13 protein-coding genes are annotated in these 14,234 nt (G+C 71.0%); 6 read left to right on the top strand and 7 right to left on the bottom strand.

Annotated elements, in window-relative coordinates; translation table 11 throughout:
- Positions 1 to 666: nucleotide sugar dehydrogenase (locus E1300_RS19500; protein WP_131758450.1), on the bottom strand; the 666-nt coding region annotated here is incomplete at its 3' end.
- Positions 667 to 690: 24 nt separating this feature from the next.
- Positions 691 to 2,172 carry a glycosyltransferase family 4 protein gene (locus E1300_RS19495; protein WP_242619245.1) on the bottom strand — a complete coding sequence of 494 codons (1,482 nt, stop codon included), beginning with the start codon at positions 2,170 to 2,172 and terminating at the stop codon, positions 691 to 693.
- A gap of 24 nt (positions 2,173 to 2,196) precedes the next feature.
- On the opposite strand from E1300_RS19495, the gene wecB reads away from it, so the two are divergent.
- The 3 genes from wecB to E1300_RS19480 all read left to right on the top strand — a co-directional run bounded on the left by wecB (position 2,197) and on the right by E1300_RS19480 (position 6,306).
- Positions 2,197 to 3,297 (top strand): non-hydrolyzing UDP-N-acetylglucosamine 2-epimerase, encoded by a 1,101-nt coding sequence (gene wecB / locus E1300_RS19490; RefSeq protein ID WP_131758449.1) that lies wholly within the window; start codon positions 2,197 to 2,199, stop codon positions 3,295 to 3,297.
- Complete coding sequence (locus E1300_RS19485) at positions 3,290 to 3,964, top strand: hypothetical protein (protein ID WP_131758448.1); 675 nt, start codon at positions 3,290 to 3,292, stop codon at positions 3,962 to 3,964. The genes wecB and E1300_RS19485 overlap by 8 nt, the downstream gene beginning before the upstream one ends.
- Before the next feature lie 86 nt (positions 3,965 to 4,050).
- Entirely contained in the window at positions 4,051 to 6,306 is a 2,256-nt protein-coding gene (locus E1300_RS19480; protein ID WP_370785028.1) for a glycosyltransferase, read from the top strand.
- Positions 6,307 to 6,361: 55 nt separating this feature from the next.
- Here E1300_RS19480 and E1300_RS19475 read toward each other — a convergent pair whose 3' ends face one another.
- Positions 6,362 to 7,387, bottom strand: coding sequence for a CDP-alcohol phosphatidyltransferase family protein (locus tag E1300_RS19475; protein WP_131758446.1), 1,026 nt, complete (start codon positions 7,385 to 7,387; stop codon positions 6,362 to 6,364).
- 195 nt (positions 7,388 to 7,582) lie between these two features.
- Between E1300_RS19475 and E1300_RS19470 the strand changes: the two genes are divergently transcribed.
- Positions 7,583 to 9,250 (top strand): hypothetical protein, encoded by a 1,668-nt coding sequence (locus E1300_RS19470; RefSeq protein WP_131758445.1) that lies wholly within the window; start codon positions 7,583 to 7,585, stop codon positions 9,248 to 9,250.
- Here E1300_RS19470 and E1300_RS19465 read toward each other — a convergent pair.
- Genes E1300_RS19465 through E1300_RS19455 form a run of 3 tightly spaced genes read right to left on the bottom strand, consistent with a single transcriptional unit; the run spans position 9,247 to position 12,292 of the window.
- Positions 9,247 to 10,380: a methyltransferase domain-containing protein gene (locus E1300_RS19465; RefSeq protein WP_242619243.1), complete on the bottom strand. Its 1,134-nt coding sequence runs from the start codon at positions 10,378 to 10,380 to the stop codon at positions 9,247 to 9,249. The genes E1300_RS19470 and E1300_RS19465 overlap by 4 nt on opposite strands.
- A gap of 14 nt (positions 10,381 to 10,394) precedes the next feature.
- Positions 10,395 to 10,922 carry an NUDIX hydrolase gene (locus E1300_RS19460; protein WP_131758444.1) on the bottom strand — a complete coding sequence of 176 codons (528 nt, stop codon included), beginning with the start codon at positions 10,920 to 10,922 and terminating at the stop codon, positions 10,395 to 10,397.
- Between the two features lie 41 nt (positions 10,923 to 10,963).
- Positions 10,964 to 12,292, bottom strand: a complete 1,329-nt coding sequence (locus tag E1300_RS19455) for an NsdA family TPR-like regulatory protein (protein ID WP_242619242.1) — start codon at positions 12,290 to 12,292, stop codon at positions 10,964 to 10,966.
- A gap of 197 nt (positions 12,293 to 12,489) precedes the next feature.
- On the opposite strand from E1300_RS19455, the gene E1300_RS19450 reads away from it, so the two are divergent.
- Both E1300_RS19450 and E1300_RS19445 read left to right on the top strand, forming a co-directional pair.
- The gene (locus tag E1300_RS19450; RefSeq protein ID WP_131758443.1) at positions 12,490 to 12,963 is read left to right on the top strand and encodes a UCP032817 domain-containing protein; all 474 of its coding nucleotides are present in this window, start codon (positions 12,490 to 12,492) and stop codon (positions 12,961 to 12,963) included.
- Positions 12,964 to 12,983: 20 nt separating this feature from the next.
- Positions 12,984 to 13,802, top strand: a complete 819-nt coding sequence (locus E1300_RS19445; protein WP_131758442.1) for a phosphotransferase family protein — start codon at positions 12,984 to 12,986, stop codon at positions 13,800 to 13,802.
- A gap of 59 nt (positions 13,803 to 13,861) precedes the next feature.
- Here the strand turns inward: E1300_RS19445 and E1300_RS50135 are convergent, their stop codons facing one another.
- Positions 13,862 to 14,023, bottom strand: coding sequence for a hypothetical protein (locus tag E1300_RS50135; protein ID WP_165502909.1), 162 nt, complete (start codon positions 14,021 to 14,023; stop codon positions 13,862 to 13,864).
- Positions 14,024 to 14,234 lie beyond the last annotated feature (211 nt).

Below are 14,234 nucleotides of genomic sequence, written 5' to 3'. Positions count from 1 at the left end.
GACGGCCATCTCGTTGACCAGGGCGATGTTGACGTGCCGGTAGGTGTTCTCCAGCAGCTTGGCCATCTCGGCCTCGCGGGTGCCCTTGGCCTCCACGACGCGTTCGACGAACTTGCCGTAGAACGCCGAGGCCGCCGACGCGCACGCCGGGGTCAGCCCACCGACGATCTTGGGGGTGTTGTGCACCCCGTAGACCGGGTTGCCCGGGTCGATCCGCTCCGGCGAGAACGCCAGGTGGAACTCCTCGCCCGCGACCAGGCCGGACTTCTCCAGAATCGGTCGGACGACCTCGTCGGTGGTGCCGGGATAGGTGGTCGACTCCAGCACCACCAGCATCCCCGGCTCCAGGTGCCGCGCGACCGTCTCGGCGGCCCCGCGGACGGCCGTGAGATCCGGGCCGCCCTCCTCCGACAGTGGCGTCGGCACGCAGATCACCACGGTGCGGGCGCCGTCGAGGACGTTCTCGTCCAGGCTCGGGACGAACCCGGCCGCGAGCATCTCCTCGACCTCGGCCGGCGCGACGTCGTCGATGTGCGACAGCCCGGCCTTGAGCCCGGCGACCACGCGCGCGTCACGGTCCAGGCCGCCGGCCCGCAGGCCGGCCCGGCAGGCCTCCCGCACGAGCGGCAGCCCCACGTAGCCGAGTCCGATGACCACCAGATCCACGCCGGCGGCTCCCTTCGAGAGTTCTCACGTGATGGCGTACGCCTCCCGGTAGCCGGCCGTGACGGCCCGCCACGTGCGTTCCGCCCTCACCCACTCCCGGGCCGACTGTCCGATTTTTCGGCGTCTTTCCGGACTGTAAATCAGCTCGTCCAGGGAAATCGCCCAAGCTTCCGGGTCTTCGGGAACTGTTAACGTCCCGGTCACGCCGGGTTCCACGATTTCGCGGAGCGCCTTGACATCACTTGCTATTACTGGGATTCCCCCGGCCATCGCCTCGATCGGCTTGAGGGGCGTCACCAATTGGCAGACCCGGTCCGCACGGCGGGGGACCGCGAAGACATCGAGGATTGCGTGGTAGCGACGAACCGAGCCCATCGGCACGCGTCCGGTGAACACGGCGGAGACGCCGTGCCCGGCGGCGCGCCGTTCGAGCGCGCCGCGCTCCGGGCCGTCGCCGACGAGCAGCAGCGTGATCGGCGTGCCGCGGTCGCGGAGCAGCGCCGCCGCGTCGATCAGGGTGTCGATGCCCTCGTAGCCGTAGAACGAGGACGTGAGGCCGACGACCGGGACGTCCGCCGGGATCCCGAGCTCGACCCGCAGGTCGGCGGCGTCCGGGAGCGGCTGGAGGAACGCCTCGTCCACGCCGTTCGGCACCGTGAAGATCTTCTCCGCGGGGACGCCGCGGGACGCGATCTCCGCGCGCATCGCCTCGCCGAGCGTGACGACCGCGTCGGCCTCGGCCATGCGCCGCGTCTCCAGCTCGCGGGTGAGGCGGTAGAAGTCGTCCGCCTCGGTGTGGGCGGGGTCGCGCGACAGCCAGGAGTCCTCCAGGAACCCGCGCACCTCGTACACGACGGGCAGGCCGTGCCGGCGGCCGAGCTCCAGCGCGACCGCCGCGTTCAGGTGGTTGCTGACGGCGTGCAGCACGGCGGGCCGCAGCTCCCGCACGAGGCGTCCGGCCAGGTCGGCGCCCTTGTCCACGGCCCGGACGGGGTTCGAGGGCGGCAGCCAGGGGATCAGCCGGTGGTAGGGGACGCCGTCCACCTCGACGCGGGGACGGGCGTCGCCGGTGCCCTGGCTGAGGGGGTAGCCGAGCCGCGTCGCCACGTGGGTGTCGAGGCCGAGCACCTCCCGCTGCGCCAGCGCGATCCGGTGCGTCCGGACGGTGTACCCGGCGTTCGTGCGGGGCAGCGCGTTCGTCACGAACTGGAGGACGGGCGTCCCGGAGGGGGGAGCGGCGCCCGTGCCGCGAGACCCGGACGGGTCCGGCGTGCGCGCCTGCCCGGCGGGCCGCGCGGAGGCGTGCGCCAGGAGCGCGCGCAGCTCGGCCGTCTCGCGCTGGACGGCGCGGGGGCGGGGCACGGCGAGGCGGGAGCGGCGCATCCTCGCGCCGAGGGGGCCGGGGACCCTGCCCAGCAGCCGGACGGCCAGCCGGGGCGCGCGCCCCGGGTCGTCGCGGAGCTGGCGCCAGACGAGTCCCAGCAGGTAGACGGGTTTTCTGAGCACGACGGGCGAGCGTAGGCAACCCCGATGAACAGAAGGGAAATTGTGTTGGCACCCATCGTGCACGTCCTCGGGGCGCGGCCGAACTTCGTGAAGGCCGCGCCGGTGATCGGCGCCCTGGACGCCGCGGGCGCCGAGCAGGCGGTGGTCCACACCGGGCAGCACTACGACGCCCGGATGTCGGAGATCTTCTTCGAGGAGCTGGGGCTGCCGGAGCCGGACGTCAACCTGGGCGTCGGGTCGGGCAGCCACGCCGCGCAGACCGCCGCGCTGATGACCGGGCTGGAGCAGGAGTTCACGAGCCGTTCACCGGCGCTCGTCATCGTGTACGGCGACGTGAACTCGACGATCGCCGCCGCGCTGGTCGCGGCCAAACTGCACATCCCGGTCGCCCATGTGGAGGCCGGGCTGCGCAGCTTCGACATGACCATGCCCGAAGAGGTCAACCGCCGCCTCACCGACCAGCTCTCGGACCTGTGCTTCGTCACCAGCCCCGAAGCCGTCGGCCACCTGGCCAACGAAGGCGTCGCGGTCGAACGCGCCCACTTCGTCGGCAACCCCATGATCGACACCCTGCTGGCCAACCTGGACGCCTTCGACACCGACCGCGTCCGTACCGACCACGCGCTGCCCGACCGCTACGTGCTGGCCACCATGCACCGCCCCGCCAACGTCGACGACCCCGCCACCGCCGCCGCCCTGGTCACCCACCTGCACGGCGTCGCCGACCTGACCGACCTGGTCATCCCCGTGCATCCGCGCGGCCGCGCCAACCTGCTCGCCGCGGGCCTGGACACCCACCCCGGCGTGCACATCCTGGAACCCCTGGGCTACATCGACTTCATCGCCGCCGTCCGCGGCGCCGCCACCGTCGTCACCGACTCCGGCGGCCTCCAGGAAGAAACCACCATCCTCGGCGTCCCCTGCCTCACCGTCCGCCCCAACACCGAACGCCCCATCACCATCACCCACGGCACCAACCGCCTCGTCACCTTCGAGGAACTGGTCCCCGCGGCGCGCAAGGCGTTGGAAGGCGGAGCGGGCGGGAGCGACCGGAAGCCGCCGCTGTGGGACGGCCAGGCCGGCCCCCGCATCGCAGAAGTGATCATGGAGTTCCTCGGTGAGTGACGCGAAGGCCAACCGGCAGGTGGCGCGGCTGCGGGCCGTGCTGCGCGAGCGCGAGTCGCGCGTGCAGGAGCTCGAACGCCGGCTGGACGCGCTGGAGACCTCCACGACGCTCCAGTTCGGCCGGCTCGTCGCGGGCGCCGCCCGCAACCCCCGGCGGCGCGGCGTGCGCCTGCCGAAGGAGCTGTACCGGCTCTGGCGCAAGCGGAACGTGCCCGTGTCGGCGTCCAGCTCGTCCGACGGCGAGCGGATCCAGCTCGACCGGATCGACCGTCCCGAGGACCGTCTCCTCGTCTCCGCCCCCTACGACGGGATCGTCATCGCGGGGATCCTCGGCGCGCGCGCGGCGCAGACCCTCGCCGAGCACGCCAAGGTCATCCCGCTGTACCCGCACGACGCCGCGATCGTGCTCGACACCGCCGACGTGGACATGCTCGTCGTGGACGCCGCAGCGGGCGAGCCGGGCGGGCCGTGGGCCTACCTCGGCGTCCCCGGCATGTACGACCGGGACAAGGCCCTCGCCGACGCCCGCGAGATCGCCGCCGCCCGCTCGCTCCCGATCGTCCTGTGGGGGGAGGCGCCCCCGGCCACCCTGGCGAACCTCTCCTGGGACGCCGCCGTCACCGCTCCCGGCCGGCTCGCCGAGCTGCTCACCCCGGCCGTCCGTTGAAAGGAACTCCTGTGCGACCACGCGCCCTCGTCTACGGCGACGTCGATCTCAACCTGATCGACGGCTCGGCGATCTGGGCCCAGGGCATGGTGCAGGCCCTGGCCCGCGCCGGCTGCGAGGTGACCCTGGTCCTCAAGGCCCCCGTGCGGACCGGCCGGCTCGTCGACCCGCTGCGCGCCCTGCCCGGGGTCACCGTGCGCAGCCCGCACGCCGAGGGCATGATCGACCACGAGGGCGGGATGCCCGCGCGGCTCGCCGCCCAGATCCTCGCGCGCGTCGACGCCGAGGAGCGGGGGCCGTCCGGCGAGCCCGGATTCGACCTCGTGGTCGTCCGGGGCCGGCGCCTCGCGGGCAAGCTGTCGGCGGGGCCGATGGCCGGACGGCTGTGGACCTACCTCACCGACGTCCCCCAGTCGGCCGCCGAGTTCGACGGCGCGTCCAAGGGCGAGCTCCGCCGGATCGCGGACGCCTCGCGGGTGCTGCTCTGCCAGACCGAGGAGCTGCGCGGCTTCCTGGAGAGCGCCGTCCCCGCCACGGCGGGCAAGAGCGTGCTGTTCCCGCCCGTCGTGGTGCTCCCGGACGGCCTGGAGACGCGCCGCGAGGGCACCCCGGACGGCCGCGCGCTGAAGCTCGTCTACACGGGCAAGTTCGCGCCGCGCTGGAACACCTACGAGATGACGTCGCTGCCGCGCCTGCTCGCCATGCGCGGCGTGGACGCCGAGCTCCACATGGTCGGCGACAAGATCCACGACGATCCGAACGATCCCGGCTTCGCGACGCGGATGCGCACCGCGCTGGAGAGCGACCAGGGCGTGATCTGGCACGGCGGCCACCCCCGCGCCGAGGCGATGCGGCTGACCGCGGCGGGCGACGTCGGCCTGTCCTGGCGGCACCCCGAGATGGACGCGAGCCTGGAGCTGTCCACGAAGGTGCTGGAGTGCGGCACGCTCGGCGTCCCCGTCGTCCTGAACCGGACGCCGATGCACGAGCGGCTGTTCGGCGCCGACTACCCGCTGTTCGCCGCCACGGAGACCGACGTCCTCGACGCGCTCACCCTCATCGGCAAGAACCCCGACGTGTTCACGCTCGCCGTCGAGCGGTGCCGCGCCGCCGCGGCGGACTTCACGCTGGACGCGGCGGCCGGACGGCTCCGCACCTACCTCGCGCAGACATTCCCGGAGCCGTCCGAGACCGTCCTCGCTGCCGCGGCCGAGCACGCCCGCACGTCCGCGGCCACCGGCGGCGGGCCCGCCGGCGGGCTGGCCGTCCTCGACGACGCGCTGGCCGGAGCCGTCGAAGAGGCCCGTCCCGCCGCGGACGGACCGCGGAAGCTGCGCGTCGGCGTCGCCGGGCACGACCTGAAGTTCTTCACGCGGCTGCTCGACTACCTCAAGTCGCGGCCCGACATGGAGGTCCGCGTCGACCACTGGGCGGCGCTGAAGGTCCACGACGAGGAGCGCAGCCAGGAGCTCGTCGACTGGGCCGACGTGATCGTCTGCGAGTGGTGCGGGCCCAACGCGATCTGGTTCGCCCAGCGCAAGCGCCCGGGGCAGCGCCTCGTCGTCCGGCTGCACCGCTTCGAGCTGTACGCGCGCTGGCCCCGGCACCTCGACATCGAGGCCGTGGACGAGGTCGTCTGCGTCAGCCCCCACTACGCCGACCTGACCCGGGAGATCACCGGCTGGCCCGCCGGAAAGGTCACGACCGTCCCGAACTGGGTGGACGACGCCCAGCTCGACCGGCCGAAGCTCGACGGCGCCCAGCACCACCTCGGCATGATCGGCATCGCGCCGTCCCGCAAGCGGCTCGACCTGGCCCTGGACGTCCTGGAGGACCTGCGCCGCGACGACCCGCGCTTCACCCTCTTCATCAAGTCCAAGCTCCCCTGGGAGTACTGGTGGATCTGGCAGAAGGAGGAGGAGCGCGCCCACTACGAGCAGGTCTTCCGCCGGATCCGCCGCTCGCCGCTGCTCGCGGGCGGCGTCGTGTTCGACTCCTACGGCCGGGACGTCGCGTCCTGGCTGCGCCGCATCGGGTTCGTGCTGTCCACGAGCGACGACGAGAGCTTCCACCTGGCCCCCGCCGAGGGCATGGCGTCCGGCGCGGTCCCGGTGCTGCTCGGCTGGCCGGGCGCCGACACGATCTACGACTCCCGCTGGATCCACGCCGACCCGGCGGCGATGGCCGCGTCCATCGCCACGACCGTCGCGCTCGACCGCTGGGAGCAGGACCGGGCCCTCGCCCGCGACCAGGTCCGCGCCGCCTACGGGCTCGACGAGGTCTGCCGCCAGTGGACGGACCTGCTGTCCGTCACGCCGATGGAGGCGGCCAAGACCGCCTAGCGAAAAGTCCCCTGCGGAACCGGGCTCCGCAGGGGACTTTCTCCGTTTCGAAAGATCAGCCGGCGCTGCCGACCGTCGCCTCGGCCGCCTGGAGCTCCTCGGCGGGGATCTGCCGCCGGTACTCCTCGATCCGGGCGTCCAGCTTCGCGAGGCTCCGGCTGTAGTCCCGGCTCGCCAGCCAGAACTTGTAGATGATCACGAGCTCGAACGCGAGCATCCCGACCGCGCTGAGCACCACCACCGGGATCACCGCGCCCGGAACGATCGCCGCGGCGACCGGCGCGACGATGAACACGCCCATCTGGAACTCGATGCCGCTGATCAGGTGCGGGCGGATGCGGCCCGCCATGAGCACGTTGCGGATCCGCGCGTACCAGGGGAACTTCTTCTCGAAGCCCGCCTGGAGGACCGCCTGCGCCGGGTCGTCGCCGACGACGCGGTCCTCCATGTCGGCCTCGGGATCCGCGCCGAGCGCGCCCTCCGCGGACCGCAGGTCCGCGCCGACCTCGGCGGCGGCCGGCGCCTCACCGTTCGCCCGCCGGGCCGCCTCCTCCAGCGTCTCCGCCTCCACGCGGGCCGAGTGCAGCGTCGACCGCATCTGCGAGCGGACCTTGTAAATCTCCAGCGCGTCCATGTAGCGGAGCATGTCCAGGAAGACCACCGCGACGGCCGTCCAGACGTAGGCGACGTTGTCCGTGACGGCGTACTGCCCCGCCATCAGCGCGATCGCGCAGGCCAGCACCCGCACCCGGTCGAAGATGTAGTCGAGCCAGGCGCCGAACACCGACCCGGTGCCCTTCAGCCGCGCGATCTTGCCGTCCATGCAGTCGAGCGTGAACGACAGGTGGTACAGCAGCGCGCCCACCAGCAGCCACGGCCAGGAGGCCGCGGCGAAGCAGGCGCCCGCGCCCAGGCCGAGGACCAGCGCGGCCACGGTGAGCTGGTTGGGCGTGATCCGGGTCCGGTTCGCGGTGAACTTCACCAGCCGGGACGCGAGCGGATCGACCAGCAGCACCGTCCACCAGGCGTCACGCGCCTTGTACGTCCGTTGCCGAACGTCCTCGAGCGTGAAGTTCGCCATGGAGAGGTGTCCTTTCATCGTCCAGCGCGGGCCGCTCTCGGCCGAAACCCGATCGTATCGGCTGTCCGCTTGCGGTCTTCCGCATTGTCTCTGAGTCGTAACCCGGTGGTCATGCGAACAGGACGGAGCTCGCCGCGCCCTTTACGAACACTTGCGCTGATCGCAGCGACACGCCCCGCTGGGTAGGCTTTGCGGGTGCGCGAGACAGTCGGCCGGGCGGGCCGCTCCGCCCTGGCCCAGACACCCTTCGCCTGTGTACTCGCAGTGGCGATCTGGATACGGTACGCGGCCGTCCGGGGCTACCCGGCCCCGCTGTGGTTCGGCGACTCGCCGGGCTACCTGCGGGCCGCGATCGAGCTGAAGCCGGGGGAGACACGGCCGAGCGGCTACCCCTTCCTGCTCTGGCTGATCAAACCGTTCCACAGCTTCACCGTCATGGTGAGCGTCCAGCACGCGCTCGGCGTCCTGACCGGCGTGCTCGTCTACGTCCTCGTGTACCGCGCGGCCCGCGCGGCCTGGCCCCTCGGCCCCGGCGGCGAGGCCGGACGCTGGGCCTGGCGCGCCTGGGCCCCCGCCCTCGTCGCGACACCGCTGACCCTCCCGGTGCTGCTGCCCGTCCACCAGGTCGCCCTTGAGCACATGCTCATGTCCGACTCGTTCTTCGAGTTCCTCCTGCTCGCCTCGGTGACGGCGGCGCTGTGGCGGCGGCGCCTCACCTGGTGGCTCGGCGGCCTCGCCGGACTCCTCGCCGCGTGCGCCGCCCTGACCCGCTCCGCGGGCCTCCCGCTGATCGCGGTGATCCTCGTCGCGATGCTGCTGCGCCGCGCCGGCTGGCGCGCCTGCGCCGTCGCGACCGCCACCTTCGTCCTGCCGATCGTCGGCTACATGAGCTGGTTCCACGCCGAGTACGGCGAGTACAAGCTCGCCAAGGCCAACAGCATCTGGCTCTACGGACGCACCGCCGACTTCGCCGACTGCTCCGTCATCAAGCCGGAACCCGAACTGCGGGTCATGTGCCCCCACAACACCGACCCGCGGATGTCGCCCGCGTTCGGCGTCATGTGGACGAAGGACTCCCCGTTCCGCGACATCCCCGGCTGGATCACCGGCCCCAAGGCGGACAAGATGGCCGGCGACTTCGCCAAGGAGGCGATCCTCGCGCAGCCCGGCGACTACGCGCGCGTCGTCGTCCGCGACACCCTCCGCTCGTTCGAGTGGGAACGCAAGCCCTACCCCACCCCCTGGACCTGGCTGCAATACGAGTTCCCCCGCGGCGAAGCCTGGGACGACGACCAGGCCCTCCTCGCGAACCAGTACGCCCCCGGCGGCGGAGAGACGCGAGTCGTCCGCCCCTGGGCCGGGACGGTGCTCACCTACCAGCACAACATGGTCATGCCGGGCACGTTCCTCGGCATCCTGCTGCTCGCCGGCCTCGTCGCCGCGCTCCCGCACGTCCGCTCCCAGGGCCGCTGGCGCGCGCTGGGCCCCGTCCGCCACTGGGGCACCGGCGCCCTCCTGCCCTGGGGAATGAGCCTGGCCCTCCTCGTGATCCCCGCCGCGACGGCCGACTTCGACTACCGCTACGTCCTCCCGGCAGTCCCGTTCGCCTGCGTAGCCCTGGGCCTGGCCCTACTCCCCCCACCCCGCAAGACGCCCACCGAGGCGACGACGACGTCCGAGCCCGCCGCCCCTCCAGCACCCGCCCCCGAAGAGCCCGCCACCGTGGAATCCCCGGCCGAGTCCGCTACCGACGCCGCCGACCAACCCACCGCCGACGAACCTGCTGACGACGAACGCGTCGACGAGCCCGTCGGCGAAGAGAAGAGCAAGGCCGGAAAAGGCGCCGGACGAGACGGCGACTAGTAACCGCCGCAGCGATCACCAGGGCGATCGAGCCAAACCCGATCACCACCAGCCGACACAGTCAGCCCGAACCGCTCCCGCCCAGGACTCCGACGCCTGACCCAGTCGAAGTAGGCCGACACCACCAGATCCCACAGGCGCCGCCCTCCACCCTGCTCGACCTCGAACAAGTCGCGGCCCGGCTCATAATGAGCGGTGGCCCACGCATCCGCGTCCCACAGATGCAGCGTGTAGCCGTCTCCCTCCCGCGTACCCCCGGCGCACACCCCCGGCAGCATGGCCCCCATAGCGAGGTCAGCACCCGCAGGCGCGTAACCAATAGTCCGAGGGTCGACGTCGGTGACAGAACACTCCCCATGCCGGTCGGAGGCGTCCCACTCGGGGTGACGCTGCGCCCGCATCATCATGTACGAGGCATAACCGGTGAACCGGCCAACGGCGGTACCGTCCGGCAGCACGACGAGCCGCAGATCATGGGTCGACCCGAACCCCGGCGCATACGGCGTCACGATCACGCCGCCAGGACGGGTCTGCTCCACCCACGCGTACGGGACGCGGGCGACCGCACATGTGGCGTGCACACGGTCGAAGGGCACTCCGGACGCCCAACCATGAGCACCGTCCGCCACGACCAGCCGCGGCGCGTGCCCCGTCCGCTTGAGGTTCGCGGCAGCCCACTCCGACACCGCATGATCGACCTCCACGCTGGTGACGTTCGCTGAGCCGACCAAATGCGACAGCAGCGCGGCCGTCCAGCCGGTACCGGTGCCCACGTCCAACACGCGATGCCCCGGCTCGACGTCCAGCAACTCCAGCAAGGACACGACGGTGCTCGGCGCGGACAGCGACGAGGTGAACCGCCCCTCACCGCTCGCGAGATCAGTCGCGCCATCATCAAGCTGAGTGATGATCGCGTCATCGCCATAGACCAGGTCGAGCCACCCCTCGGGATCGTCCTGCAAGCTCACCTGATCCCCGTCCCCGGTCCAAGCCACCACCGGCGCGAACAGATGCCGGGGAACGTCGCGCAACGCAGCCTTGACGGACTCCTGCGTCAACCACCCGCCACCCGCAAGCCGCTCAACCAACCCCTCAACCCGCCCCACGACGCCGTCGCCCTTTTCGTCCAAGAGAGGAGGTGCTGTCAGCCATCGCAAGCTGCGAGGAGGAGGGCGGCCATGCTGGTTCCGCTAACGATCTTTCCGGCTTCGACCAGGCCTCGGATATCGGTCAGGGGCACCCATTCGATCCGCTCGGCTTCCCAGTCCTCGGTAGGCGGTCCGATGTGAGTGGCGCCGTCCGCCCAGAAGATGTGGTGCTGAGTGTCGGATATCCCCGGGGTCGGGTGGACGACGGTGAGAGGACGCATCGGCCCTGGCCGCCATCCGGTCTCCTCCTCAACCTCGCGGGCGGCAGCGGCGGCAGGTTCCTCCCCGTCGCGGATACCTCCTATGGGGATCTCCCAGGCCCACGCATCGGTGATGAAGCGGTGTCTCCACTCCAAGAGCACACGACGCCGTTCGTCCACCACGATCGCGCCGGCGCCCCCGGTTCGGGACCGGATGATGCGATGCTCCAGATGCCGCCCACCGGTGATCTCCACGTCGGCGATGCGGATGTCGAGCCAGGGGTCGGTGAAGAGCGGCTTCTCCGAATGGACGGTCCAGCGCACGGACGAACTCCCTTGGTCGGTGGCGCGGCTCAGCCGTCACGCTACTGGTCGCGCTGCGCTACGAGAGCGGCGCGTTCACGGAAGTCGCGCACCCCCGGGCAGTCGAAAGCCGCAAGCGCACGAGACAGCCCCGCGACGCGGTCGTGAATGCGACCCGACTCCATTCCCTCGGCGCAGTCCAGCATCTGGTGCCCCTTCGCCACAGCCGCCTCGGCATCGCCGCGTTCCCCCAGCACTTGAGCGAGCGTCGCCAACCGGTGAGCCTGACCGCGCAGATGCGTTTTCGCGGAGGTGCGGACGGCTTCCTCGGCGTAGGTCTGCGCGGCGGTCAGATCGCCGAGCCGCCGCAGCACGTCCGCATGCTGCGTCTCTAGAAGGCCCGGCTGCACATATCCGGTTTCGGGTGGCTCATTCTCCGGCAGGATCTCGATCCGTTCGGCTGCCGTCATGTGCCTGTGACTGCTGCGCGTATCTCCGATGCGGACGTATGCCTTGGCCTGCAACGTATGCAGGTCCACCGTCAGAGCCGGTGAGAGACGCCCATGAGCGCCGCGCAGACCGGTCTGTGCGTACTGCAGGACGCGTCGGAAGTCCCCTCGGTACATCGCCTGGTTGGCCAGCAAGGCGAGACAGTAGCCGCCGAATCCGCGGTGGCCGGAGGCTTTCGCCATTCGTAGCGCGTACAGAAGGTACCGCTGGGCCAGCGCCTGCTGATCTGTGTCGTAGGCAGAGACCCCTGCGAGGGCGACCAAGCCGCCGGTGGCTCGGAGAAGTTCGCGGCCGGTGCGGTCGTCGTACCCGCCGCGAACGAGCGGGCCGATATGGGTGTTGAGGTAGGCGACGATGCGGGGCCGTACGGGAACGCCGCCGACGCGTCGGTACATCTGCTCATATCGGTCGCGAGCGGCGCGCACCCGCGCGACGTCGCCGGCGCCGACCGCGAGCGGTCCACGGTGGGATACGTCGATGTCATCGGGCGGGTTCTCCCAGGCGAAGATCGGCGCGACCGCGGCGTATCCCGTCGGCATCCGGGTCCGTTCGACGGCCTCGGTCTTCTTGTGGTCGCCCCGCCAGAGCGCGGCGACCTGCTCGATCGCGGTGCGCAAGGGCACGTCGGTCAGGTCGCCGGATCGAGCCCGGTCCATGCCGATGTCGGCGAGCGTGACGGGACGACCGAGCGCGGTTCCGAGCACACGGCAGATCAGTTGGGGTCCCTCGCCGCGGGGGATCGCGCCGTCGCGGATCCACCGCCGGACCGACGCATGGTCGTAGCGGGTGTCGCGACCGAGGTTCAACCGGCTGGCCAGGCCCGCATACGACATGCCGACTTCGTCGAGCAAGGCGTCGAGCAGCATGTTCGCCGCAGCCACGACAAACCTCCTTGCTGGGAGTCAGTCGCAGTGTAGGAGTGCGTCAGCGTCCTGAGCGGGCTTCTTCACCACTTCCCTCACACCCTGTGTGAAGCCGATACAACACAGCGCACTCGTTCACACCTCCCCACGTCCGCTTGGCCGAGTTTGGCTGGAGGCACTCAGCGAACCAACCACAACGTGCGCTGGAGGTGCACATGCCCCTCGTTCCCGACCTGGCCGTCGCGACCAGAGATCCACACGGCCTCGTCACACCCGAACTGTTCGACCAGATGGTGGACGACGTGGTGACCTTCGACAAGGTCACCCGCCCCTACGCCGAGCGCGGCGTCGAACAGTTCCTGATCTTCATGAAGGCGTGGGGCGACACCATGGCCGAAGTCGGCGGCGACGCCCGCGCCTGGGTGAAGTTCGCGCCCTCGCCCGCCGTCGACAAGATCTGGCACCGCTCCATGATGCGCACCCGTACCTTCGCGGCCGTCTGCGACATGGTCGCGGGCCGGTTCATGCACCATCTGCCGATCATGGACGAGGACATCCGGTCCGGGCGGGCGTCCGAACGCGGCCTGGCGGCGATGCGCGCCACCGGGTACCGCGTCGATCTGGAATGGTGGATGGACGGCGAGTCCTGCTGTCCGGAGAACTGCGCGCAGCCGCCGATGAACGTCTGACACCACCACGGGATTGATTCATGCGCAGTCACTGGCCCGACCTGCCGGCCGAAGTGCTCGACGCGGTCACGGCGCGCACCGGCCCCGTCCACCGGGTCGAGCCCGCGCCCGCCGGCAACCACGCCGACATCGCCGCGACCATCCACACCACGGACGGTCGATTGTTCGTCAAGGCCGCCCGCAGGACCGTGCCGGACACCGATGGTCCGGAAGTCCGGTCGCTGCGCTGGGAAGCCGCGATCAACCCCCACGTCACCGAGTACGCCCCTCGCCTCCATTGGACCGTGGAGGCGGGCGGGTGGCTCCTCCTCGCCTTCGAACACGTCCAGGCCCGGCACGCCGACTACGCTCCAGGCTCACCTGACCTGGACATCGTCGCGAAGATCATCGAGGGCTTGCAGGCACACCCGCTTCCCGGGGTGCTGGAACGCAAGCGGGTCGAACGCCGCTGGGAATCGATGGGCGACATGACCCCACTGGCCGGCAGCACACTGCTGCACGCCGACCTCAACCCCGCCAACGTCCTGCTCGGTGACGACGGCACCGCCTACGTGGTGGACTGGACGTTCGCCGGACGCGGCGCCGCGTTCCTTGAGATGGCGCTGCTCATCCCATGGCTTCTGCAAGCCGGTCACACCCCGGCCGCAGCGGAACACTGGGTCTCGCGGTTCCCCGCCTGGACGTCCACCGCCTCCGTCACCATCGACCTGTTCGCCCGCGCCTTCGCCGACAAATGGCGAGCCAACCTCGCCACCAACAACGAGGTCTGGGCCCAGGAACACGCGGCGTCAGCACAGAGCTGGGCGGCACACCGACGCGCCTCCGCTCCGCCGAGCTGAAACAGAGCCCAGAACCTGATCACGATTCCTCGTTCATGCGCCGCGCGTAGAGACTTGATTCAGTGCGACGACCATGTGCTCGACGGGGCGGCCTGGTCGGACCCGGCGTCCAGGGTGCCCAGCTCGGACTCGAAGGCGTGAAGCGCCTGGTCGACCCGCCGCAGGAACGAGTCGGGCAGATGGCCGTGCTGACGCCAGTTCTCCGTCGGACGGACGATCATGCCTGAACGGTAGCCTCCACCTCCGACATCCGGGCCGCTGCGGCCGGGCGTGCGGGGCAGAGCCCGCGGCCGGGTGCCGTCTCGACGAGTCCCTCGTCCTTGAGGACTCCGATCCCGACCTCGCCGTTCGCGACGTGGACGCGGGTGGGTTCCCGTCCGGGCGCTGTGTTGGTGGAGGCGGCTGGGGAGGGTGTGCTTTGCGGTGGGGTGG

The organism is Actinomadura fibrosa, from assembly GCF_900659615.1.
GTDB classification, from domain to species: Bacteria; Actinomycetota; Actinomycetes; order Streptosporangiales; family Streptosporangiaceae; genus Spirillospora; species Spirillospora fibrosa.
This window is presented reverse-complemented; position numbering and strand designations above follow the sequence as displayed.